The 23,866-nt window shown below is 69.1% G+C and carries 15 protein-coding genes; 7 read left to right on the forward strand and 8 right to left on the reverse strand.

What is annotated here, in order from left to right:
* The first annotated feature begins 1,647 nt into the window (after positions 1 to 1,647).
* From ACQPZQ_RS07665 to ACQPZQ_RS07680, 4 genes are all read left to right on the forward strand, one after another.
* Positions 1,648 to 2,418, forward strand: a complete 771-nt coding sequence (locus ACQPZQ_RS07665; RefSeq protein WP_433293464.1) for a hypothetical protein — start codon at positions 1,648 to 1,650, stop codon at positions 2,416 to 2,418.
* A gap of 143 nt (positions 2,419 to 2,561) precedes the next feature.
* Positions 2,562 to 3,761 carry a hypothetical protein gene (locus ACQPZQ_RS07670; protein ID WP_433293467.1) on the forward strand — a complete coding sequence of 400 codons (1,200 nt, stop codon included), beginning with the start codon at positions 2,562 to 2,564 and terminating at the stop codon, positions 3,759 to 3,761.
* Positions 3,758 to 5,569 carry an ABC transporter ATP-binding protein gene (locus ACQPZQ_RS07675; protein WP_433293469.1) on the forward strand — a complete coding sequence of 604 codons (1,812 nt, stop codon included), beginning with the start codon at positions 3,758 to 3,760 and terminating at the stop codon, positions 5,567 to 5,569. The genes ACQPZQ_RS07670 and ACQPZQ_RS07675 overlap by 4 nt, the downstream gene beginning before the upstream one ends.
* A gap of 213 nt (positions 5,570 to 5,782) precedes the next feature.
* Complete coding sequence (locus ACQPZQ_RS07680; protein ID WP_433293471.1) at positions 5,783 to 7,438, forward strand: AMP-binding protein; 1,656 nt, start codon at positions 5,783 to 5,785, stop codon at positions 7,436 to 7,438.
* A 287-nt stretch (positions 7,439 to 7,725) separates the two neighbouring features.
* Here ACQPZQ_RS07680 and ACQPZQ_RS07685 read toward each other — a convergent pair whose 3' ends face one another.
* The gene (locus ACQPZQ_RS07685) at positions 7,726 to 10,593 is read right to left on the reverse strand and encodes a BTAD domain-containing putative transcriptional regulator (RefSeq protein ID WP_433293473.1); all 2,868 of its coding nucleotides are present in this window, start codon (positions 10,591 to 10,593) and stop codon (positions 7,726 to 7,728) included.
* A 163-nt stretch (positions 10,594 to 10,756) separates the two neighbouring features.
* On the opposite strand from ACQPZQ_RS07685, the gene ACQPZQ_RS07690 reads away from it, so the two are divergent.
* Positions 10,757 to 11,803 carry a class I SAM-dependent methyltransferase gene (locus tag ACQPZQ_RS07690; RefSeq protein ID WP_433293475.1) on the forward strand — a complete coding sequence of 349 codons (1,047 nt, stop codon included), beginning with the start codon at positions 10,757 to 10,759 and terminating at the stop codon, positions 11,801 to 11,803.
* A 19-nt stretch (positions 11,804 to 11,822) separates the two neighbouring features.
* Here ACQPZQ_RS07690 and ACQPZQ_RS07695 read toward each other — a convergent pair whose 3' ends face one another.
* Positions 11,823 to 12,242 (reverse strand): MerR family transcriptional regulator, encoded by a 420-nt coding sequence (locus ACQPZQ_RS07695; RefSeq protein ID WP_433293478.1) that lies wholly within the window; start codon positions 12,240 to 12,242, stop codon positions 11,823 to 11,825.
* A 28-nt stretch (positions 12,243 to 12,270) separates the two neighbouring features.
* On the opposite strand from ACQPZQ_RS07695, the gene ACQPZQ_RS07700 reads away from it, so the two are divergent.
* The gene (locus ACQPZQ_RS07700) at positions 12,271 to 13,035 is read left to right on the forward strand and encodes a methyltransferase domain-containing protein (RefSeq protein ID WP_433293480.1); all 765 of its coding nucleotides are present in this window, start codon (positions 12,271 to 12,273) and stop codon (positions 13,033 to 13,035) included.
* 53 nt (positions 13,036 to 13,088) lie between these two features.
* On the opposite strand, the gene ACQPZQ_RS07705 is transcribed toward ACQPZQ_RS07700, so the two are convergent.
* The 5 genes from ACQPZQ_RS07705 to ACQPZQ_RS07725 all read right to left on the reverse strand — a co-directional run bounded on the left by ACQPZQ_RS07705 (position 13,089) and on the right by ACQPZQ_RS07725 (position 20,477).
* A complete protein-coding gene (locus tag ACQPZQ_RS07705; protein ID WP_433293482.1) occupies positions 13,089 to 13,286 on the reverse strand; it encodes a hypothetical protein in 198 nt (65 codons plus the stop codon).
* 171 nt (positions 13,287 to 13,457) lie between these two features.
* Positions 13,458 to 15,461 carry a multicopper oxidase family protein gene (locus tag ACQPZQ_RS07710; protein ID WP_433293484.1) on the reverse strand — a complete coding sequence of 668 codons (2,004 nt, stop codon included), beginning with the start codon at positions 15,459 to 15,461 and terminating at the stop codon, positions 13,458 to 13,460.
* Positions 15,462 to 15,719: 258 nt separating this feature from the next.
* Positions 15,720 to 15,905: a hypothetical protein gene (locus tag ACQPZQ_RS07715; protein ID WP_433293486.1), complete on the reverse strand. Its 186-nt coding sequence runs from the start codon at positions 15,903 to 15,905 to the stop codon at positions 15,720 to 15,722.
* A 169-nt stretch (positions 15,906 to 16,074) separates the two neighbouring features.
* Positions 16,075 to 18,363, reverse strand: a complete 2,289-nt coding sequence (locus ACQPZQ_RS07720) for a hydantoinase B/oxoprolinase family protein (protein WP_433293489.1) — start codon at positions 18,361 to 18,363, stop codon at positions 16,075 to 16,077.
* The gene (locus ACQPZQ_RS07725) at positions 18,363 to 20,477 is read right to left on the reverse strand and encodes a hydantoinase/oxoprolinase family protein (protein WP_433293491.1); all 2,115 of its coding nucleotides are present in this window, start codon (positions 20,475 to 20,477) and stop codon (positions 18,363 to 18,365) included. The genes ACQPZQ_RS07720 and ACQPZQ_RS07725 overlap by 1 nt, the downstream gene beginning before the upstream one ends.
* A 775-nt stretch (positions 20,478 to 21,252) precedes the next feature.
* Here ACQPZQ_RS07725 and ACQPZQ_RS07730 point away from each other — a divergent pair.
* The gene (locus tag ACQPZQ_RS07730) at positions 21,253 to 22,788 is read left to right on the forward strand and encodes a GMC family oxidoreductase (protein WP_433293493.1); all 1,536 of its coding nucleotides are present in this window, start codon (positions 21,253 to 21,255) and stop codon (positions 22,786 to 22,788) included.
* Here ACQPZQ_RS07730 and ACQPZQ_RS07735 read toward each other — a convergent pair.
* On the reverse strand, positions 22,785 to 23,468 hold the full coding sequence (locus ACQPZQ_RS07735) for a GntR family transcriptional regulator (protein WP_433293495.1): 684 nt from the start codon (positions 23,466 to 23,468) through the stop codon (positions 22,785 to 22,787). The two genes, ACQPZQ_RS07730 and ACQPZQ_RS07735, sit on opposite strands and share 4 nt — an antisense overlap.
* Positions 23,469 to 23,866: the final 398 nt, after the last annotated feature.

Here is a 23,866-nt window from a genome sequence, read left to right on the forward strand (position 1 = left end):
CCGGCTCAGACAGGCGGGAGGGAGGGTCTTCGTGCTCGGACCTGATACCCCCGCTCGGCGCGACGCGTCCTGCCTCGGCCAGGTTCTCCGTCCATGGCGCCCCCTGCGTTGCGCACCTCCGTGCCTCATTTGAGCACGTCAGGAGGGTTACCGGCAGGCCGCCGACCGGAAACCCGCTGACCGGGGTAGTGAGCGCTCCGCCGCACGTGGAGGGGGCCCGCCGGTGCGTGACGGGGCAGCGGCACCCGGAGGACACCGAGCCCTCCATTCGCGGCTGCACGGGCGCTGCGCGGCGCTCGTTGTAGCGGGCTTGCGGGTGGTGCTGTGCTCAGGCGGCTGCTCGGCGCGTCACCTCCGGTACGGAGCCGGGGTCAGGCCGCCGACCCTGCCGCGGGGGACTGCTGGTCGGCGCTTTGGTGGCGGTGCTAACACTGCGGCGGCCGACTCTCATGACGAAGATCCCCCGCTACCGATATGCGGGGCACCCGGTATCGGTCGGAACTGCCATTCGTGGTCGATCGTCGGGATGTTTGTGTCGGAAAGTACCACCGATCGCAACTTTCTTATGTCGATATTGATGTCCATATACCTCGACTTTGTATTTGACTGACCTGGCGGCGGGTAGTGTGCAAGGGCGATGTGTCAGCAAACCGCCCACGCCATCGCTGCGGCGGTTCCGTCCCGCCCCCAGGTGGAATGAACGAGATGAATGTCAGCCCCCGCCTTGTCAGTCGTTCGCGCGGAGCGAGCGGTGTGAGCTTGCACCGAAAACGGAGATCATCGACGATGCGTCGCCCGCCCTGTGCTCTGCTTGCTCGGCGAGTTCGTTCGGCGGCCACCGCGTGATCGTTCTGCCCGGTTGTGAGCGCACCGGGCAGCGGGGCCGACTTGAGCGCCGCTGCACGACCGTCGGCTGAGCTCATGAGCATTCAGCGGCAAGACCATCAGATGTTCGGTGGAGACCGCTCTGGTCGGGGAGTCCAGGGCGCAGGGGGCTGGTCGGCGTGAACTCGGCCCCCTCCGGTTTCTGCCTGCTGGAATCGGCCTCCAGGTCCTGCTGAACCTGCTGCTCACGACGGTCGGCTCGCGATGGTTCGCCATCGCCCATCGACAAGAAGTAGATGATGAAAAGGACACCGTGTCCTGGCGGTACCGGGTTCTGCGCGCACGTAGTCGGCGTGCCGCCTCCACCACATTTCACCCTGTCCTTGCCGTGATCGATCGGCAACGGACCCGGTCCAGGCATTCACCCCGGGCTCGAGGTATGGATCGTGACTGGCGCTGGTCTGATGGTTTTACTGCCTGGCAGATGAGTACGGAGATGAGCACGGGCCCTTGGTCCGTGTGGACGGAGATCGTGTTCGGCGCCTCGGGGAGGGCGGAGTGATGCAGCAGTTTGCGGATGCGAAGTGGAGTTATGTGACGCGGGGGGTCACGGATCGGGGGGCGGTGTGGTTGGGGGGTGTTGATCGTGAGCCGCGGTTGGGTGATCTGGTGGTTGCTCGGGTGGTGAGTGTGGGGGCTCATGATCATTTGGAGAATGTGCATGGTCGTCGGGTGCGGTTGTATCCCGGTGATGTGGTGGTGGGGGCGTTGGGTAATCGGTATGCGACTGACTTTTATGAGGGGTATCTGCCGTCGGGGTCGGTGGCGCATCTGTTGACTGCGGGTGGGGTGGTCGGGGTGGTGGCCTCGGCGCATGTGCGGCGGAGTGAGCCCACGCAGTTGGAGGTGGTGGGGTCGTTGGTGGGGGTGTCGGGGGTGGGGTTGTCGTTGGATGACTTCGCGCTGCCGGTCCCGGCCCCTGCTCCTGCGCCTGCTCCGGAGTTGGGGACGTTCGTGGTGGTGGGGTCGTCGATGAATGCGGGGAAGACGACCACGGCGGCGGCGTTGATCCGGGGTTGGGCGCGGGCGGGGTTGCGTGTGGGGGCGGGGAAGGTGACCGGTTCGGGCAGTGGGAAGGACCGGTGGATGTATGAGGATGCCGGGGCGGGGGAGATCGTGGATTTCCTGGATTTCGGGATGGCTTCGACGTTCGGGTATCCGTTGACGCGGTTGGCGCAGACGATGGTCGGGATCCGGGACACGCTGGTGGCGCGGGGGGCCTCAGTGGTGGTGTTGGAGATCGCGGATGGGTTGTTGCAGGCCGAGACGCGGGGGTTGGCCGAGCGGTTGGCCGGGTTCGCTGATGGTGCGGTGTTGGCGGTGGCTGATGGGCTGTCCGCGGTGGCCGGGGCGCAGATCATGGGTGAGGTGGGGGTCCCGGTGCGGGTGGTGTCGGGGTTGGTGACCGCGAGTCCGTTGGCGGCGCGGGAGGCGGCGGCGGCGACCGGGTTGGCGGTGTTGTCCCCGGCGGAGTTGATCGCTGGTGGGGCGTTGGACCTGCTGGGTGAGCACGCGGCGGCGGTCCCGGCATGAACCAGCGGGGGGACACCGCACGACACACCGCACAACACACCGGGGGAAACACCGCAGGACACATCGGGGGAAACACGGCAGGGAACAGGGCAGGGAAGAGGGCAGGACACATCGGGGGGACCACGGGCGCGCAGATCACGGGGGTGAACGACCCGACCGAGCCGCTGACCACCGAGCCGCTGACCACCGAGCCGCTGACAGCCGGGATGCCGGGCGAGGTGGCGGCGGGGGTGTATCTGCCTGATGGGTGTGGTGGGCCTGGTGTGTATCGGGAGGTCGGGCTCGAGGTGGTGGCGGTGCGGGCGGCGGGGTTGGTGTTGCCCGAGGTCACCGTGCTGGATGAACGCGGGGGTGAGTTGTTCACGGGTGGGTCGTTGGTGTGTGACCCGGCCGGGGGTGGAGGCCCGCTGGCCGGGGCCGGGGCGGCGCGGTCGGCGCGGGCGTTCGGGGTGGTGCACACCGGGTTTCACGTGCAGCGGGCGTTGCGCTGGTGGGGGCGGGTGCTGGGGCGGCGGTTACCGCCGCTGGTGGTGCGGATCGGGCTGCACGAGCACCCGCGCCGCTGGGGCGGGGGCCACTACCGGCTGCCCGGCGGCGGCGCGCAGGCCGACCCGGACGCGCTGACCCCGACCGGGGAGATCCACCTGGGCGGCGGCGCCGGGTTCGTCGCGATACCGCAGACCGGCCGGACCACAACCGATGCTGGGGGTGGTGGGGGCCGCTATTTTCATGCCCCCGCGCACAACACGGCGATCATCTATCACGAGGTCGGGCACCACGTGTGCCGCCACACCGCGGACTTCCGGCTCAACCGGCTGCGCCCCCCATGGGCACAGACCAACAAGAAGACCGCCCTGGACGAGGGCACCGCGGACGTGCTGACCGCGATCCTGCTCAACACCCCCGACATCTACGGCTGGCACCGCGGCGACATCCCGACCAACGACCAACGCCGCCGCCGGCTGGATCCGCGCTGGACCATGGCCCACTTCCACGGCGGCGCCGGCCAGGACCCCCACGCCGATGGCACCGTCTGGGCCTCAGCATGCTGGAGCGCCCGCCACCACCTCATCACCACCGGCACCGACCCCGCCCGCTTCGACACCCTGCTCCTACGCGGGCTCGACCACACCGGAACCGACACCACCGGCGGGCTCACCGACGACACCCTGCGCAAGCGCCGCCACTTCTCCCGACTCCTCACCGCCATGACCCACGCCGACCCCGACCTCGCCCCCCACCTCCTCACCGCCATGGCACACCACGGCATCCACCCCGGCCTCAGCAACCACGACCTCAGCCAAGCCGCACGCGCGGACCACAACCGGCTGGTGCGCGCATGATCCACGACGGAGCCGACCGTGGACTGCTGCGGCAGTTGTGGCAGTTCCGGGCCTACGGTCGCCCGCGCCTGCGGGCACTTTCGCTCGGCGTCGGGCTGCGGATATGCGAACTGCTCGCCGACCTGGCTCAGCCCTGGCCGCTCGCGCTCGTCGTCGACGGCCTGTTCGCCGCCAACGGACCTCACGGACCGCCCGCGCTCCTCGCCTCGCTGGTCGGTGGTTCCACACGCACACTGCTGGTCGCGGCGGCCGTGGCGCTGCTGGTGGTCACGCTGGCGTCAGGCGCCTTCGACTACCTCGGCGACAGGGTGATGAACGGGGCAGGCGAGAAGATCACCGCCGCCATCCGCACCGACGCCTTCGCAAATCTGCAACGGCTGCCGATGACGTATCACGATCAGCACGCGGTCGGAGAGCTCACCAGTCGGATCTCGACGGACACCGACCGGATCGAGTCCAGCCTGACGGCCGTGTTCTCCACCCTGTTCCCGGGCGTGCTCTCGATCGTCGGGTTCGGCGCGGTGCTGGTCTCGGTCGACTGGCGACTGGGTTTGATCGCCATCGGATGCATTCCGGCCATCTTCCTCAGTTCGGCCCGGTACAGCCGGCTGACCCGTCAGTCGGCCCGCCAGCAACGGGCCGCGGAGGGTCGGCTCGCCGGGTTCGTCGCCGAGTCGCTGCAGGGCATCCGCACCATCCACGCCTTCGGCAGCCACCACCTGCACGACACGCGCTTCGCCGCGGACAACGGCGACACGCTGCGTGCCGGCCTGCGCGCGGTCGAACTGCGGGCGCGGTTCACGCCGCTGCTGGAGGGGATCACCGCAGTAGGGACGGCCGTGCTGCTCTGGGTAGGCGGCCTCGGAGTGCTCAACGGCTGGTGGACGGTGGGTCTGCTCGTCGTCGTCACCAGCTACCTGCGAGACATGATCAAACCGGTGCGGGGGCTGTCGAAGCTCTCGATGACCTTCACCCAGGGCGCGGCATCCGCGGAACGGGTGGCCGAGGTGCTCGCCCGGACACCCCCGGCGACGGACGGACCGCAGCGGCTGCCGGCCCGGGCCGACGGGCGCATCGACCTGGAGGACGTCGTCCTCGACTACGGACGCGGACCCGTCCTGCACCACCTCGACCTCACCATCCGACCTGGCGAGCGCGTCGCACTGCTCGGACCCAACGGCGCAGGCAAATCCACCGTCCTCGCCCTGATCGCCGGGCTCTACCGGCCCACGACAGGCACGATCTTCCTGGACGGTCGAAACACCGCCGACCTACCCAACCAGTGGCTCCATCGCCAGATCGCCGTCGTGCTCCAGGACACCTTCCTGTTCTCCGGAACGGTCGCCGAGAACATCCGCTACGCGCGTCCCGACGCCACACCGGAAGAAGTGGCCCGGGCGGCGCAGACCGCACTCGTGTCCGACTTCGCCGACGACCTACCCGACGGACTCGACACGCGCCTCGGTGACGGTGGGGTCGGGCTGTCCGGCGGCCAGCGTCAACGCGTGGGCGTCGCCCGCGCCCTGCTCCTCGACGCCCCCGTCGTACTCCTCGACGAACCCACCGCAGGCTTCGACTCGCACGCCGAGCGACTCGTCGTCGAAGCCCTCACCCGCCTCGTCCACGGCCGCACCGTCGTCATGACGACCCACCGTCCGGCACTCATCCGCCTCGCCACCCGCACCGTCGACATCCACGACGGCGTCGTCCAGCATCTCGCCCTGGCCTCGGAATCCTTCGATCTCGATGCGGAGGAGGAGGCTGTGCAGCCGTCCGCTCGGGCCAGGAGGAACGGGACCACGGATTGAGCGCGAAACGTACTCGGGAGTCGGTGTCCGTTTCCGGTGCGTGAGGTGCTCAACGGCCGGAATAACTCGATCGGTGGTGAGTACGTTGATGGCCTCGATCTGGTAGAGAACGCTGGGCGAAATTTGCCGGCTCACGAATTGGGCGGTGTACGGTCGACGGCGAGTTCGCGGATGCCCGTCGATGCAGCGTAAATCCCTTCCCTGGAGTTTCGCATGACATTGTTTACGGTTCGTCCGGCCGACGTACTCGCGGAGAAGTACCGGGCGGCCGGCGTCTGGCGTAACTCGGACTCTCTCGGTGATCTTCGGCGGTGGCGTGATGAGACACCGGACGCGATCGCGATCAGGGAATACCGGTCTGACGGCGGCCGAGTGGAGATCAGCTACGCCGAGCTCGCCCGGCGCACGGAGCGATTCGCAGGCGCTCTGTACGAGCTCGGCGTGCGACCGGGAATGGTGATCGCGCTCCAGTTGCCGAGCTGGTGGCAGGCGGCTGCGCTGTCGCTGGCGGCCGCCCGGCTCGGTGCGGTCGTGGCGCCGATCTTGCCCACGCTCCGGCCCCGTGAGCTGGAGCGAACCCTGATTCGGGTGGGTGCGACCGTTTGCCTGACTGTGGACCGGTGGGCCGGGTTCGACCACGCCGCGGCCTTACGGGAGATGGCACCCCGGCTGCAGCAGCTGCACCACAGGGTGGTGCTCGGCAGGCCGACCGGAGACGAGATCGAGTTCGCCTCGTTCTTCGAGGACACACCGTGGGAGAGGCGTCACCCCGTTGCGCTGGACGACGCGGTCGAGGATCCGGATCGCGTCGCCGTGATCCTCTTCACCACGGGCACGTCCGGCGATCCGAAGGGTGCACTCCACACGGAGAACACTGTGTACGCCAGCGTGGCCGACATCAGTGAGATGGAACGGGTCACACGTGGGGATGTGTTCTTCAGCCCGCATTCGCTGTTGCACGTGACGGGCCGGCTGCTCTCCGGGTTGTCGCTGGTCAACGGTGCGTGCATGGTCCTGCTCGACTCCTGGTCGGGCGAGCGCGGGCTGGCCGTGCTCGCCGAGGCGGGCGTCACGCAGGTCCTGGCTGCGCCCTCGTTCGTCTACGACCTGATCGCGGCCACGGGCGGGCAGCGGCAGGTTCTGCCGGCGCTGCGCATGCTGGCTTCGGGCGCCACCTCCATTCCGCGGCAGCTGGTCTCCGAGGTGCCGAGCGTGTTCGGGTTGCCGTTGCGGGCCGCATGGGGGATGACCGAGGTCGGGGTCTCCACCTTCACCCGCAAGGACGACCCGCCGGACTGGGCCGCCCACAGCGACGGCCGGCCATCGAGGGCTCTCGAGCTCGAACTGCGGTCGGACACAGAGATCACCAGGGACCATCCCGGCCGGTTGTTCGCGCGGGGCGCGGGGGTGTGCCTGGCGACTGTGGGCCGTGACAGCGGAACGCTGACCGTGCTCGCAGACCACGACGACGGCTGGTACGACACCGGCGACCTGGCCGTGCCGGACGGGCGCGGCGGGATCCGGATGATGGGCCGCGCCAGTGACCGGATCGGCGGTGCGTTGTTGATCCCGGTGACCGACGTCGAGTCGGAGCTGCGCGACCACCCCGGCATCGAGGACGTGGCGCTGGTCGGTTATCCGGACGGGCAGGGTGATGAGCTGGCGTGCGCGGTGATCGTCCCCGCGACGACGCCGTCGGTCACCCTGGACGAGCTCCGCAAGCACCTCATCGACCAGGGCATGACCGACTGGTATCTGCCCTCGCGGCTCGAGGAGGTCGCGAGGCTGCCCCGTAACGACATCGGCAAGGTGCGCAAGGAGGTCCTGCGGCGCTGGCTGCTGGGCGAGGCCGAATTGCCCTCCGGCTGAGGAAGCCGGCGGCGGTCGGGAGGCAAGGTCCCGCCAAGATCGGCCGCATCCCCGCTAAGGCCGAGCAAGGGAGTGCACATCCAGCCGCACCGGCGCGGAGTCTCCACGGCAGATGACTGTCGAGGGAGTCGGACCGTGATGATTCAGGCCGGCGCGCTGTTGTTGCTCGCCGCTCTCGCTGCTGTGGTTGGTGTGCTCTGCACGATGAGCGCCACCCGGCGTCGCTGATCCCGCCGCCCTCCTCGGGCCGCGTTGAGCAGAGTCCGGCGACGGCCGTCACCGGCTGATCACGGTCGCTTCAGATTCCGTTCGATGGCTTGCCGGGCCACATCGAGGACGTCCGCGCGGCTGGGCAGCGGGGCGCCCGGGTCGAGCGCGGCGGGTGGTTCGGGGGCTGGGGAGTGGTCGACGGCGGGGGCGTCGGGGGCGTTGTCGGCCGCGGTGGTGATGAGAGTGGCAGGGCCGTCGTCGCCGAGCCGGCGCAGCAGGTCGGCGAGGTTGCGCAGGGTGGTCCAGAGGTGGGTCCAGTTGCTGGTGCGGGCGAAGTAGCCGATCACGTCCCGGTAGCCGCGGAGCGCGTCGTCGACGCGGCCGGCGTCGGCACGCACCGTCAGCAGCCCCACGGTCGCCACGCCGACGAGGAACGTCGCCCCCGAGGCGCGGGCCAGGTCGATGGCGCGCACGTAGTGCTCCTCCGCCGAGTCGCGACGCCCCGAGGAGCTTTCGATCTCCCCGACCACGTAGGCACCCCACGCGAGCATCGTGGGCGAGACGGCGCCGTCGAGTCCCTGGTCGTTCAGGGTCCGTGCCCGGTCGGGATCACCGGCGTAGGCCGCTGCCAGAGCGGCGATTCCAAGGCTCTCGCGCGGTTCGGTTGCGATCGCGGCCGAGGCGAGGGAGTGCTCGATGACCTCGCCGTACGACCCTCGGGCCAGGGCGGCCACCGACAGCGGCAGCAGGCAGTACCACGTGTCGGAGTTCTCGGTGGCCCGCTCGACCCCGGCACGGGCGAGCCGTTCGGCCCGCGGATAGTCGCCCCGGTGGTACGCGGCTTCCGCCGCCGTGCCGAGTACGGCGCCGGCGCGGGGATGGGTGGTGAGCGCGGGGTCCTCGGCCAGTTCCTCTGCCCAGCCCCGGATCTCGACCAGATCGCGGTAGGTGACCGCGTCGAACAGCGCCGTGACCAGCGCCGCGGCGTCGTCGAGAGATCTCCGGTCGCGGACCAGCCGCCACGCGGCTCGCAGGTTCGGGAGTTCGCGGCGCAGGGCGGCGTCGGCCTCGGGTTCGCGCTCGGTGGTCATCGTGGCGCCGATCCAGGCGGTCAGCTCGACCGCCCACCGGATCAGGCTCGCCGTCGCCGTCTCGTCCTCGCCTGCCGCTGCCAGCCGGTCGAGGCCGAATGCGCGCAGCGTCTCCAGCATCCGGTACCGGGTGCGCCCCGTGACGTCGGCCTCGATCATCGAGGTGTCGACGAGTCGGGCCAGGGCGCTTCCCGGGTCACCGTCCACTCCCAGTTCCGCGGCGAGCCGCTCCGCGGCGTCCACATCGACGCCGTCGACGAAGACGGCCAGGTGACGGAAAAGGCGGCGTTCGTCCTCCGACAGGAGCTGGTAGGACCACTCGATGGTCGCCCGCAGCGTCCGATGCCGCGCGTCGGCGCTGGGTCGGCCACCGCCGAGCAGGTCGAGCGAGCGGTCGAGCCGATCGTGCAGGTCGGCGAGGGAGAAGGTGGACAGCCGCCCGGCGGCGAGCTCGATGGCCAGCGGCATCCCGTCGAGGCGCCGGACGATGTCGGCCACCGTCCGCAGCTCGGCCGGTGTCGGCGGGGGACCGGGGCGGACCCGGCCTGCCCGGTCGAGGAAGACCGCCACCGATGGGACCTGCGGAAGGTCGCCGTCGGCGCCGGGCAGCGGGAGCGGTGCCAGCCGGAAGGCGTACTCGGCGGGCAGCCCCAGCCGCTCCCGGCTGGTGGTCAGCACGGACAGGTCGGGGCAGCCTGCCAGGACGACCTCGACGGTGTCGCGGACCGTGTCGAGCAGGTGCTCGCAGTTGTCGATCACGAGCGGACCGCGGCGGTCGCTCAGGACGGCGACGCAAGCTGCGAGGACGTCGCCCTGGACGACGGTCAGGTTCAGGGCTGCTGCCAGCGCGTGCGGGATGGCGGACGGGTCCGTGACCGGTGCGAGCAGCAGGGTGGTTGGCGCCTCGCACCGGCGTGCGACCTCGTCCGCGACACGGGTCTTGCCCACCCCACCAGGCCCGACGAGCGTGACCAGCCGTTCGGCCGTGAGCAGCCGGTGCAGGTCCGAGACCTCGACCTCGCGCCCGATCAGCCGGCTCGCCGGCCGGGCGGGCACCGGAGCATCGCTTCCCCGACCTCGCGTGCGCGCCGGACCTGCGGACCCGGCCGCGATGACGCGCTCGAGCTCGCCCAACGCCGGTGACGGGTCGAGGCCGGTCTCCTCGGCCAGTCGGTGCCGGTACTCGCGGCCGGTGCGCAGCGCCTCGGGTGCCTGCCCCGTCGTGGCCAGCGCGCGCATCAGCAGCAGGACGGCGGGTTCGCGCAGCGGGTCGTCGGCATGGGCGGTCGCGGCCAGCGCGAGAACCCCGTGGGCCTGTCCCGCGTCGATCGCGCAGGCAAGCAGTGCGTCGGTCACCTCCCGATGCAGCTGGGCGCACCCCTCGACGGCCGTGGCGATCGGCGCGATGTCGGTCAGGTCGGCGAGAACGGGGCCTCGCCAGAGTGCGTGCGCCTCGCGCAGCAGGGCGCACGCGCCGGCGGCGTCTTCACGGGCGACGGCGCGCGCCCTCTCCACCAACGACCGCGCGTGCGCGACGTCCAGGTCACCGGCCACGAGGTCCAGCAGGTAGCCGTCCTGCCGGGTCTGCAATCGGGCTGCTGCCGGGCCGAGGTGTGCGCGCAGTCGTGAGATGTGGGTGTGCAGTGCCTGGCGCCCCGACTCCGGCACCTCCGCGGGCCACAGCGCGTCCACCAGGTGGACGATCGTCACGGTCCGGCCCTCGGCGAGCGCGAGCAGCACGAGCACCGCGCGCCGCTTCGGGCCGGGCACGTCGACCGCTTTCCCGCCGACGACCAGCCGCAGCGGGCCGAGCACGTCGACGCGCACCGGCGGCGGTGCGTCCCCAGCTCCCATCGGTCCACCCCCGGGTGGACGGGCGGCCCGGCAACGACGGTGCGAGCGGCCGTTCGTCGTGCTGTCAGCGTGACGATAGCGCGTGTCAGAGCCGCGACAGTCCCGTCGCCGACTCTTGCCACCGACCGGCGACGCGTCGGTCGGACCAGGAAGGAGACGGGAGATGGACCAGGACAAGGTGACGGAGTTCCTCGGGCGGTTCGTGACCGACCTGGCGGCGACCGACGCCGCGGGCTCGGTGGTCGTCGGTCACCGGCTCGGTCTCTACCGGGCGCTTGCACAGGGCCCGGCGACGCCCGAGCAGTTCGCCGAGCGGACCGGATGCCACCTGCGCTATCTCACGGAGTGGCTGCGCGGCCAGGCCGCAGGCGGGTACGTCGGCTACGACCCGGCGACCGGGGAGTTCTCGCTCAGCGAGGAGCAGGCGTTCTGCCTGGCCGACCCGAACGGCCCCAATGTGCCGGCCGCATTCCTCATCTCGCTCGGCATGCTCCGCGCCGAGCCGCGGATCACGGAGGCGTTCCGCACCGGCGCCGGCGTCGGCTGGCACGAGCACCACGACGACGTCGCCATCGGCTGTGACGCGTTCTTCCGGCCCGGGTACGTGGCCGCGCTGATCCCGAGCTGGATCCCGGCGCTGGACGGGGTCGACGCGAAGCTGACGGCAGGCGCGCGGGTGGCCGATCTCGGCTGTGGGCTCGGCTCCACGTCGATGCTCCTTGCGCAGGCCTACCCGCGCACCACCGTCGTCGGCTCGGACTACCACGCCGAGTCGATCGAGCTGGCCCGCAAGCGGGCCGCCGAGGCCGGTGTCACCGACCGGGTCACCTTCGAGGTGACCACCGCGCAGACCTTCACCGGAGAGAACTACGACCTGGTGACGATGTTCGACTGCCTCCACGACATGGGCGACCCGCTCGGCGCGGCCCGGCGGGTGCGACAGGCGCTGGCGCCGGACGGCACCTGGTTGCTGGTCGAGCCGTACGCGGCCGACGCGGTGGAGGACAACCTCAACCCGGTCGGGCGGCTGTACTACAGCGCCTCCACATTCCTCTGCGTGCCCAACGGGCTCTCCCAACCAGGCGGCTATGCGCTCGGTGCGCAGGCAGGCGAGAGTGCCGTCCGCCAGGTGATCACCGACGCCGGCTTCACCCGGTTCCGGCGCGCCGCGCAGACCCCGTTCAACCTGGTCTACGAGGTCCGGCCGTAGGACGTCGGTCTACGCGCGATCACACGGTGCGGAGACCCATGTCGATGCGTTCGGCGACGATCCGCTGGAACCGCTCGCACTCGGTGAAGTCCTCGTGCTCGCACTGGAGGGCGCCGTCGACCAGATCGAGTGATGTCTGGAGGGTGGCGATGCGGCGCGCAAGATCCGTGCGACGGCGGTCCAGGATCGCCCGCCGCTGCGCCGGATCCCGTGCGGTGAGCATCTCGTGGATCTCCGTGAGCTCCATGCCGGCTTCCTTCGCGCGGAGGATCACCGCGATCCGATAGAGATCGGTGTCGCGGTAGCGGCGCCGATCGCCCGCGGCCCGTGCCGGTTCCAGCAGCCCCATCGACTCCCAGTGCCGCAGGACGTGGGTGGCCAACCCGAAGCGCCCTGCGACCTCGCCGATGCTCATCCCGCCGGTGACGCTTGACTTCATGCCGACATTAAGAAGCACGCTGATCGGCATGTCCACCAGCACCCCAGCCGGTACCCCGATGCAAAGCCTCATCGCGGTCCTCGACGTCGTCGACGACCTTCCGGGCGCGTCCGAGGCCAGAGAACGGACCTACCAGTTGCTCGCCGCGGCGCCCGGCGACTGCGTCGTCGACGTCGGATGCGGGACGGGCCGCGCGGTCGGCGAGATGCACCAGCGCGGCGTGCGTGCCGTGGGCGTCGACATCGACGACACGATGCTCGCGGTAGCTCGCGAGCGGTGGCCGGCGTCGCCGTTTCAGCTCGCTGACGCCTACCACCTGCCGCTCGCTGACGGCGAAGCCCGGGGATACCGAGCCGACAAGCTCTACCACGCGCTCGACGACCCCGGCCGGGCACTTCTGGAGGCCCGGCGGGTTCTCGTACCCGGTGGACGGATCGTGCTCGCCGGCCAGGACTGGGACACGCTCGTCATCGACTCCGACCAGCCGGAACTGACCCGCCTCCTGGTGGCGGCGCGCGCCGACACCGTTGCGAGTCCGCGGGTTGCGCGTGCCTACCGAACGCTGCTGCTCGACCACGAGTTCGCCGACGTCAGCGTCGAGGTGCACACGGGGATCTTCACCGACTCCCGCATGTTGCCCGTGGTCTCCGGACTGGCCGACGCCGCGGTCGCGGGGGGAGTCCTCACGCGTGCAGAGGTGGAAGGCTGGGTCGGCGAGCAGACCGAGCGAGCCCGCACCGGCAGATTCCTACTCGTGGTCCCGCTGTTCGTGGCGGCCGGCACGCGTCGCTGACACGGTGGCGAGCCGGCGACCGGGAGCAGGCCGGGAGCCACCGACCTCGTCGATCACCTGTGGCCGGCCGGTGGCAGCGCGCGAACAGAGCGCTCCACCGCTGCGTGCCTCAGATCCGACGCGAAGAGCTCGCCGGTCAGCGCGGAGACGACAGCAGCGGCAACGAGTCCACCCACCACGATCGCGATCAAAAGGCCCGAATAGCCGATCGAGTCGGCCACCGAAGCGATGAACTGAATGCGATCACCCATTGTCCCGTTCCTTCTTCCGAGTCCCCGCGCCCGCGATGGCGCCTGACGCCAACATGCCCGCTCCCACTCGCCGCGGCGATGGGGCGAGCCCCACGGTCAGGGGTCACAACCCCCCTTCGCAGGTGGGGTTTGCCTCGCATCAGGTGACTGAGGAGATCGCGTCGGTGATCGCTATCCCGAACCCTTGCCGTTCATGGGCATGGATCCCATGCCATGCCCGGCGGGTGGTTCGGCGGATCCGCCGTTCATCATCTTCATCATCATGTTCTGGACGGTCAGAACTGCCGGCGGCATGAGGACCAGCGGCCTCATCATGCCCTCGTCCTCATGGTCGAGGATGTGGCAGTGGTACACGTAGCGGCCGGTCTTGTCGTCGAAGCGACCTGCGATCGTGACCATCTCGTTCACCGGCACGCCGACGACGTCCTTCCACCCCGACTCCGAAGCGGCGATCAGCCGGGACGCCCCCAGCTCGATCGGCTTGGTCGTGCCGCCGAGATCGGTGTCCAGCCCACCGGGGTCGAGGGCCCGGCGTTCGATCAGCTGGAAGTTCATCACGTGGATGTGCATCGGGTGCACGATCTGCCGATTGGCCTGATCCACATTGAGGAAGTGCCACTTCTCCCAGCTTCCTGACGCGCCGAAGAAGTTGGTGGTCTCCTCGAAGCTCTGGGCCGTGACACGGAAGGTCCTCGTACCGCCGGGGAGCGCGATCTGGATGATCCCGGTGCCGGGCTTCGTGTCCGGATCCGCGTCCACGAGCTCGGACATCTTCGGCATGCCTGTCGCGTCGAACGCGAGCATCACGAAGCGTTCGACCGCGTTCTTCGGCACGTCGGCAGCGGAGATCCGCTTGAAGTCGCTGAGCTTCTTCGGCAGCCGGTAGGCGGGGTCGGACCCGCGGGCGGCACCGACCCGGAACTGCATGACGTCGGGAAACGGGATGTTCACGTCAGGAGCCGCTTTACCGGCCGGCACGGAGGGGTCGGTGTTGACCAGCCTGAGCCTCCTGTTCGGGAAGCCGGCGAAGTCGATCACGATGTCGACCCGTTCCCCCGGGTTGATCGTCAGCATCTCGTCGAGCGTGCGAGCCGCGCCCAACAGCCCACCGTCGGTGCCGATCACGCGGATGACGTGTCTGAGCGTCTTGCCGGTCTTCTCGTCGAGGACGGCCAGCGCGTAGGCCCGCGTGAGTGAGGCGTTCACCATCCGGAAGCGGTAGGCCCGGGCCTCCACCTGGAGGTGCGGCCAGACCACGCCGTTCACCATGGTGAACGGCCCGGTGGTCCCGACGGCGGCCGGGATGGCCCCGGGCGTCGCGGGGCTCAGCTGGACGCGCTTGATCAGGATCCGACCGTTGATCAGGCCTTTGGAGTCCGTGTCGAAGTTGATGTCCGAGAGCATCAGCGGGATCTCGTAGGCGCCGCTCGGCAGGCCGAGACGCTCCTCGCCGGCGTCACGGACGATGTAGTTGCCGACCAGTCCGGCCGCCACGTTGACGGCGGTGATCGGCATGGCGTGATCGTGGTAGAAGAGATGGGCGGCCGGGCTCTCGTTGGTGTATTCGCTGAGCTGCACGTCACCGGGCGTGATCCCGGATTCGGGCAACCCGTCGTACACGGCGTGCTGGCTTCCGCCGTGCACGTGCACCGAGGTCCATGGCGTGAGCTCGACGAGCTCACGACGCGCCGGGGCTCCCTCCGCACCAGGCGCGTTGGTGGCCGCGAGTCCGGGCGGCGGTCCTGAAGGCTGCACGAAGACGCCCTTCACCGGGCTGGTGCCGGTGAGTGCGTTCCTCCACGCGATGCGGACCCTCTGGCCGCGCTGCACCTCGATCGTGGGGCCCGGGTAGCAACCTTCGTACGTCCACATCGGCGTCGGTGGCAGCTGGGAGTGCAGCCGAACCCTCTTTGCGACGATGTTGATCTCGTTCGTCCCGATGGTCTTGGGCTTCAGCGTGGGGGGTATCTGCAGAGGGTCCATGAACGGGGTCAGCTTGGAGACCTGCGGGCTGGACGGCCCGGTTCGCAGCGGGCCCGATCCTGGGGTGATGAGCGACGCCTCGGCCGCCGACGCCTTGCTGACGCCGCCGCTCAGCAGCTGTGTTCCTCCGTAAACGGCTGCCGCCGCGGTGCCGGCAAATCCGATGAAACTACGTCGACTGTGTTCATTCACAGTATGCAGACCTCCGCATGCGACTACCGTATCTGTAGCTGAAAAATGTTTTCGATGAATTGAAACGCGCTATATGCGACAAGAGGGCCGCGGTTGCATCGATGAAATGTGGCAGTGCTGGGGCCCTCGCCGAATCAAGAGTAATCTCCGTTTTCGTCCCTTTGCTTGACTCGCGGGTGCGCAGGTAACGCACCGGAAGCGCCCTGTAGTTCACGTGGCTGAGCGCGTTCGAGTTCATCCCGTTGAACATGCCGCGCGTCACAGTGCAGGGGCTGCTCGAGAAACGGACTCGACGGCGAGAGCGGGGTACTGACCCACCGCGCGCTTCTCGAGGGCACCCTCCACGACGGCGCTGCTCTCCGGCGTGCGCTCATCGCCGAGGGCTGGACCGCGGACGTCCGCAACCTCCCCGAAGGTGGGCGACCGGAGGATGATGTCGATCAACCGAGCAACGCGGAAATCGAGGACGAACGGGAGGTCGCGACCGGAGGGAATGCGATCGATCCCGCAGATTACGACGTCGTCTGCTTCATCGGAAACCGAGGCTCTACGTGGGGATCGCCCGCGAACCACGATCTCTCGCAGGTTGTGGCAGGAATCGCCGACGGCCGGCTTACAAGGCGATGTCGTGCAATGGCTCGTCGCCCTCGCGCAAGAGTTCGGTGTCGATGCGCCGGCCGGTGACCGGGCAGAGGTACTCGCGGTAGCGGATCGCCCACCCGGCACGGCCTTCTCGGGTTGCGAATTCGGGTCCGAGTTCCCGGATGGGCCGCTCGCGCACAGCGCACCGTTGCTTGTAATTGGCAGTGATCGGGCCGAGCAGCGCCCGGCCGGTGACGGTGACAAACTGGCGGGATCCGCCGTCGTGCTCGGCTATCGCGAGTTCGCCCCCGAGCAGGCGCAGGGGCGCATCCTCGGGCGCGGTCTCGATCCGGTCCGGCATGGTCGCCGTGGCCAGGCGGGCAGCCAACAGCGCGTCGCGTCGCGCGGCGGTGGCCGACTCGTCGACCTGGCCTGCTGTGTCGAGGGCGACCCCGTAGACGCGCTCGGCGGCCGAGGCGGGCAGCGAGCCCGCGGCGATGTCGGCCGCGACCAGGTGCGGCTCCCGTGCCAACGGATCGCCGAAGCCGCACGCGTTGGCGCCCGTCCACTCCCAGACGCCGTCGTCGGCGACCTGCAGCGCGGGGCCTTTGGCCTCGATCGCGGCGTCGGCTCCTGCGATGGCGTCGAAGTCCGTCGGGATGCGGCCGTCCTGCATGGTCGCGCGGACGTCGGAGCCGTGTTTGAGCCGGAAGCGGCCGATCGAGCCGGGGTTGGCACCGAACCCGCCGACCGCCTTGGGAAAGGACTCGTCGACGTAGACCGCAGTGACGAGTCCCGGGACTTTCCAGGGGATCCCGGCCTCGACGAGGCCGCGGCCGCCGCGGTGGCGACCTGCCCCGGCGGCCCCACCCGGCAGGGCCCGCCGGTAGAGGAAGAGCATCGGCCAGAGCAACTCGAGCTCCTCGACGTTGCTCGCCGTCCCCTCGGGAATCCAGAAATGGCCACCGAAGTCGACGCCGTCACCCGCCGGTGAGGCAGCCAGTGACCCGATCATGTTGTCCACGTTCGTCGCGATGAAAGGCGTGCCGTCGGCGGTCGCTCCACCGGTGACCAGGCCGTAGAAGGCCGGATGTGCAGGACCGATCGCCAGCGCGGCGATCTCCGGCTCGGCGCAGGCCAGCATCTTGCCGATCACCGTGCCGGCGAGGCTGATCAGCGTCTCCATGGTGTACATGCCTGCCGGACTCACCGCCGCGGGGAAGTCCGCGCACGACAGCGTGCCGGGCACGGGGTCGAAGTGGACGCGCCGATACACGCCGCCGTAGGCGCCGGCCAGGTCGGCGGTGAGTGACGCCGTCAGCGCCGCGAGGAAAGCGCCGACGAACCCCGCGTAGGCGACGTTGATCGAGCCGGCCTGCGGGTCGGTACCGCGGTTGTCGACGTAGAGATGCTCGCCGGTCTTGCGAAGCGTCATCCGGTAGACGTACGTGGCGTCGTCGCCGGTACGGGCGGCCTCGGCGTAGAGCCGATGGCTCCAGACCCCGTCGGGGACCTTGCGCAGCCGTTCGGCGATGGTCCGCTCCCCGGCGTCGAGCACCCGGTTCATCACCGACTTGACGACATCAGCGCCGTAGCGCTCCACCAGCTTCGTGATCTTGCCGGATGCGACCAGGTTGGCCGAGATCGCCGCGCGCAGGTCCATGTGGACGTTGGTCGGCACGCGCGACTGCCGCAGGAACATCTGCTCCAGATCCGTACGAACAACACCCCGGCTGACCAGCTTGAACGGCGGGAACGCGGGCGGGTCGAGGAACATGTCGGTCGCGTCGACGCAGAAGCTGCCCATGACCGAGCCCCCCACGTCGGTGTGGTGCAACACGTTCGACACCCAGCAGAACAGCTCGTCGCCGACGAACACCGGGGCGGCCACCACGGCGTCGGGCTGGTGGGGCGAGCCGACGAACGGGTCGTTGGACAGGAACATGTCTCCGGGCTCGATGCCTGGGTCCTCCGCCCGGTGCTCCAGGATCCATTTGATCGTCATCGACTGGGAGTTGGAGAAGTACTGCAGGTAGGGGCCGAGGAAGACGAGATCACCCTCCTGCGTGGTGATCGACGGCTGGAAGTCACGCGTGATCATCGTGACCGGCGAGACGCACAGCCGCTGCAGCGTCCGACCGTGCTCCAGGTTGATGTTCATCAGCGAGTATCGGATGACCTCGAACGTCACCGGGTCGACCTCGTCGGACGATGCGGAGTGCAGACGCAGCGACGAGGGAACGTCCAGCGTCGCGCCCGGAACGTATCCGCGCTGCACACCGTCCCACGTGATCGCGGGCGCATCGGGCAGTGCGTTCATCAGGTCGTCCCCTTCGACGTGGACAGCTCGAGCCGGAGTTCGCCCCGGGATCCGGTGACAAGGGACGCGCCCGGCGGCACCGCGATGGTCGTGTGCGCGAGCTCGACGAGCGCAGGCCCGGCGACCGTTCCCGCCGGAATGCCGGGATGGACCTCGGTGGCAGTCCATCCCCGGCCCGGCCAGTAGACCTCCGTCGACGCGGGTGTGGACGACCGGCCACCGGTGGCTGTGGGCGTCGGGATCGCGGCCGGGACCGAGGCCCGCGCGCGGAAGGCGAAGACCTCGACGCTCTGGAACATCGCCGTGCCGCCCGAGCCGTAGCGGCGGACGTACTCGGCGTCGAAGTCGGCCGGCAGGCGCGTCCCGGCGGCCGATCCCGGTAGCGGGACGGGGATCTCCAGGCTGTGCATGAGCTGCTCCCGGAAGCGCATCAGGGCGTCGACCTCCACGACGGCGTCCTCGGCGTCGACCCCGGCCGCCTTCAGGTCGGCTCGAGCGGCCACCTCGACCTCGGCGACCGTCGCCGCGAGCACATCGGCCCGTTCGCCCTCGAACGGCGTGAGCAGTCCGCGCTCCAACTCCCGATAGATCACGACGTCACTCGACGCGATCCCGTAAGCGGACAGCGTCGAAGCCCCGTCGCCGAGCGGAATCACCACCTCGCGCACCTCGGACTCGGCGGCGAAGCCGAAGGCGTGCACCGGACCGGCGCCGCCGTAGGCGTAGAGGACGTAGTCCCGCGGGTCGTGCCCGCTCTCGAGAGTCTGCTGCCGGATCATGGCCGCCGCGCGCATGTTGTTGATCCGGAGAATCCCTGCCGCGGTGTCCTCCAGCGGCAGCCCGAGCTGCGTGGCGAGACCGCCGACAGCCGCCACCGCGGCGTCACGGTCGAGCGGCATCCGGCCGTCGAGAAAGGCCTCGGGGCGCAGGAGGCCGAGCACGACATCGGCGTCGGTGACGGTCGGCCGGGTACCCCCGCGGCCGTAGCAGGCCGGCCCGGGCTCCGAGCCCGCGCTCTGCGGACCGACCCGAAGCCCTCCTGTCGCCTCGTCGAACCAGGCGAGTGAGCCACCGCCGCAAGCAGCGCTCCGCACGTCCAGGTGCGGCAGCCGGTAGGTGTACTGGTCGATCACGTTCTCCTGCGCCATCACGGGCTTACCGTCGATGACCAGGCCGATGTCGAACGAGGTGCCGCCCATGTCGGTGGCGACGACCCGGTTGTGGCGATAGGTCCGCGCCAGTCCCGCGACCGCGGCCAGACCCCCTGCCGGCCCCGAGTCGATGGTGCCCAGCGGGGTGGCGGCCGCAGCCGCTGCCGGCAGCACACCTCCGTGGGACTGCATGACGAGCAACGGTTCGGCCAACCCGGCCTCACCGAGCCGCTCGGCGAGCCGGCCCAGGTACCGCGAACACGCCGGCCCGACGTATCCGTTCATCACCGTCGCCACCGTGCGCTCGTACTCACCCAGGCGCGGCGAGACCACAGCGGAACTGGACACGAACACATCCGGCGCGACGGCAGCGAGCGCGTCCGCGAGCGCCTGCTCGTGTTCAGGGTTGGCGAACGACCAGAGCAGCGCGATCGCGACCGAGTCCAGCCGGTGCTCAGCGATCAACCGTCTGATGTCCTCGACCGCCGCCTCTGTGTCGAGCGCGACGACGACCGCTCCCGACGCGTCGATCCGCTCGTGCACCTCGAGCACCGCACCGGGCACCGTGATCGGCCCCGGAAGCCTGCTGCCGTGCACCGAGAAGACCTCTTCGACGGAACGGCCTGCGACCCGTCCCGAGCCGCGCATCATCGTCAACGCATCGCTGTGACCGGCCGTCGCGACCAACCCGACCCGCGCGCCCTGCCGCTCGAGCACCGCGTTGGTGCCGATGGTCGTGCCGTGCCCGAACCGGCTCGTCCGAGCCAGGAGAGTCGGTAGATCGACGCCCGTGGCCTCGGCCAGTCGCTCGAGCGCCGCCATCACACCCGAGACCGGATCGTCCTTCGTGGACAAGGCCTTCGCCGTGCGCTGGTCGCCCCTCCGATCGACCAGTACGCAGTCGGTGAAGGTACCGCCGATGTCCACGCCGATGAAATAGATGACCAACACTCCCGGATTCACGTCGCGCCAGGAAACCGGACGGGCCACCTGTTCGACGAATTGCTCATCAGTGGTAGGAAACGCCCGTTCGCCACATCGCTTCGGCGGCTCGCCGCCGGCAACGCAGCCCGGCGTGAATACATTACGGGCCGCGGACCCACGTCTTCGTGCTACTTCGACGGTAGATCTGCATCAAGGGTAACCACGTGGCTCTCCATCGGCAAGTCTGCGATCGAGACCCCTGTGTCGACCGCAAGGGCTGTTCGGCGGAACATCTCGCCTCGATCGGCCCGAGAAATCACCAGGAAGGCCACATCGGCGGCTCGCTGCTGAATCGATATATGGGTTGTTCGATCCGTCCGTTCGGTTGGGTTGCTGCTGTCCGTGCGCCCGCCACCGGCCCTGAGCTGCGTCACCGTCTTGACAGTCACGCGTATGGCGGGGAATTCTCGTCAGTTGCCGAACGGTCGCCAGAGGGCGGGCACGAGCGGAGAGGAGGCATGCGTCAGTGGCAGCACAGCGTGACCGGTCCGCTCGAGAAGTACGCGCCCGCTGGACGATCCGCACACTGAGGATCACCTCAGGTGATGGCCGATCCCTGGAATTGCGCCGGGTAGTTTGTCCGAGAATGAGGGTGTCGATCGTTGATCGTCGAGTCTTATCGCCGGTGCAGGAACCGGTATTGGACACGGGTCACCAGGCCTGACAACCTGGAAGGCCGACCGGTGGCCGGCGATGCCGTCTGGAATGTCCTGTGCACCACCCTGCGGCCGGGATATCGACGAAAGAGGGAGCCGTGTCATTCGAATCGAAAATCTACGACTTCATCGTCGTAGGTGGGGGCACCGCGGGCTGTGTGCTGGCCGCGCGGCTGTCGGCGAGGACCAACGCGCGAGTCCTTCTGCTGGAGGCGGGCGGGGCGCGGCTACCGAAGGGCGCCCCCATACCGGCCGCGTGGCCGAATCTGCTGCAGAGTTCGGCGTGCTGGGGCGACTTCACCACGAAACAGGCCGCCTCCGGAACGGCGACGCTTCTGGCTCGGGGCCGCGGGCTCGGCGGATCGTCGTCGATCAACGGGATGGTCTTCGCCCGCGGGCATCGCAGCAGTTATGACGCCTGGGCGGCCGACGGAGTGACGGACTGGCGTTTCGCAGACCTCCTCCCGTACTTCCAGCGCAGCGAGAACGCCCAGGGCCGCGATCCGATGTTTCGCGGGGTCGGCGGCCCGCTGACCGTCGGGCCCGCGAGCCGGCCGAATCCGGTGCTGGCCGCCTGCCTCGCCGCCGCGGGCGAAGCAGGACACCCTCTGGTGAGCGACGTCAGCAGCGGCGTCGAGGAGGGATTCGGTTGGACGGACCTCAACATCGTCGACGGGAAGCGGCAGAGTGCGGCGGACGCCTATCTCGCCTCTGCGGCGGACCGGCCCAACCTCGACATCGTCACCAGAGCGACGGTCCACCGGCTGCGGATCGAGGACGGGCGCTGCATCGGCGTCGAGTACAGCGCCGGGAGGCTGATCTCGGCCGGGTGCGCCGACGAGGTCATCCTCGCCGCCGGGACGATCGGGTCCGCGCAGTTACTGATGCTGTCCGGTATCGGTCCGCTGGCGCACCTGCGCGACGTCGGCATCGATGTCGTGCTCGATCTGCCGGGGGTGGGAGCGAACCTTCACGACCACCCGATCTCGAACCTCGTCTACAGCGCTCGGCGGCCGGTGCCCGCCGGGCGCAACAACCACGCAGAGGCCCTGGGGCTGCTGCGCAGCCGGCCCGGCATCGACGCGCCCGACCTGCAGATCATCTTCGTCGACGGACCGGGGCACATCCCGTACGCCGCGGCTCCCGAGCAGGGTTACACGATCTCGGTATCCGTCATCACCCCACGCAGCCGCGGGACCCTGCGGCTCGCCGACACCACGCCGAGCACCCCGCCGTTGCTGGACCCGAACTACTTCGGCGACGACCACGATCTCGACACGATGGTCGCCGGTCTGCGCCTGGGTCGTCAGATCGGGCAGGCGTCCGCACTCGACATGTGGCGGGGTGCAGAGGTGAGTCCCGGACCCGATGTCGACGACGACGAGGGCCTGCGGGCCTACGTGCGCTCCACGCTGGCGTCCTACTGTCATCCCGTGGGCACGTGCCGAATCGGCGTCGACCCGATGGCCGTGGTCGACAACGAGTTGCGTGTGCACGGCGTCGATGGACTGCGTGTCGCCGACGGTTCGATCATCCCGTCCGTTCCCTCCGCCAACACCAACGCAACGGTGTACGCAATCGCGGAGCGCGCGGCGGACCTGATCCGCGCCACCTACCCCGAGGCTCTGATCTAACGGATGGATCGCTCAATATACTCGTAGACGGTGACGGTCGGTCGTAGCAGCTGTTCGCAGAGAGCGGTTCGGTCATTCTCCCGCAGTGCCTTCAGAACGCCCATGCAAATGTTATCGTCGATCTGACTGATCTTCACGGCCGTGAAGGAGAGTGCACGATATGCGGAGGTTCGTGCCCAAAGATCGACGACGGCCTGCACCACGAGCTGATCGGGCGAGAGGCGGTGGACCGCCAAGAGAAACTGTTCTATCAGCTTCATGTGCTCGGCGCGATCCGCCCTTGCGTCAGCAGCTCTTGCTCTGTCCAGCAGTTCGGAGAGTTCCGCTATCTTCGCGTCCGACGGCCAAACGGCGGTTGCTGCAGTCTCTTTTTCCAGTAGTCTCCGCATCAAGTACAGCTGACGCATTTCATGGAGACTGATCCTTGCCACGAAATAGCCTCTGTTGAGAGAGTGCTCCAAAAGTCCTTCGGATGTGAGCACCTCCAGGGCCTCCCGGATCGGCGGGCGACTCACCTGTGCCTTTTCGGCCCACTCCTGTTGGCGAACCTGCTCGCCCGGCAACAGCTCGCCCTTGGCGATCGCATCGCGAATCATGGCGGCCACCCTGTTGGACGTCATGCGTCGCATCGCACGATCCGGGCTGTGCTCCACGTCGCCGGTCGCAGCGTTCGTCGACACAGCTCACTCCGCTCTCCGCCGGAAACCCACCGCTACAGGATACAGGGGCAGGATATCGGGAGGCGGCAAAACCAGGTACGACAAACAAAATCTGACGCTATGAGGCGTACATCTTGTCGCTGCGACTTACCGCCGAGGCGGGATCGTCGGAACCTTGAGAAACGGAGAAGTGAGCAGAGGGTCGCCTTTACCTCTGGTGCTTCCGAAATCAGCCCGACCACGCTCACTTCGGCCGGCCCCTGCTGGTTCGGCGCGCTTCTGGTCGGCTTGGCGACTGTGACGTGGGGCACCCCACTCGACCTGTGTCGAGCCGCCTGTCGGGGTCCGTCGAGCGGGGCCCTATGCGTCGACCACTGCGCAGGGAGCCCGGCCGGCCACCGGCAACGCGCCATCGCGCC

The sequence above is a fragment of the Pseudonocardia sp. CA-142604 genome (assembly GCF_050948475.1).
Taxonomy (GTDB): Bacteria; Actinomycetota; Actinomycetes; order Mycobacteriales; family Pseudonocardiaceae; genus Pseudonocardia; species Pseudonocardia alaniniphila.

What these genes read in the sequence shown, in the direction of transcription:
- ACQPZQ_RS07675 (WP_433293469.1), top strand. Translation starts at nt 3,758, where the DNA reads ATGATCCACGACGGAGCCGACCGTGGACTGCTGCGGCAGTTGTGGCAG.
- ACQPZQ_RS07680 (WP_433293471.1), top strand. Translation starts at nt 5,783, where the DNA reads ATGACATTGTTTACGGTTCGTCCGGCCGACGTACTCGCGGAGAAGTAC.
- ACQPZQ_RS07685 (WP_433293473.1), bottom strand. Translation starts at nt 10,593, where the DNA reads ATGGGAGCTGGGGACGCACCGCCGCCGGTGCGCGTCGACGTGCTCGGC.
- ACQPZQ_RS07690 (WP_433293475.1), top strand. Translation starts at nt 10,757, where the DNA reads ATGGACCAGGACAAGGTGACGGAGTTCCTCGGGCGGTTCGTGACCGAC.
- ACQPZQ_RS07695 (WP_433293478.1), bottom strand. Translation starts at nt 12,242, where the DNA reads ATGAAGTCAAGCGTCACCGGCGGGATGAGCATCGGCGAGGTCGCAGGG.
- ACQPZQ_RS07700 (WP_433293480.1), top strand. Translation starts at nt 12,271, where the DNA reads ATGTCCACCAGCACCCCAGCCGGTACCCCGATGCAAAGCCTCATCGCG.
- ACQPZQ_RS07705 (WP_433293482.1), bottom strand. Translation starts at nt 13,286, where the DNA reads ATGGGTGATCGCATTCAGTTCATCGCTTCGGTGGCCGACTCGATCGGC.
- ACQPZQ_RS07720 (WP_433293489.1), bottom strand. Translation starts at nt 18,363, where the DNA reads ATGAACGCACTGCCCGATGCGCCCGCGATCACGTGGGACGGTGTGCAG.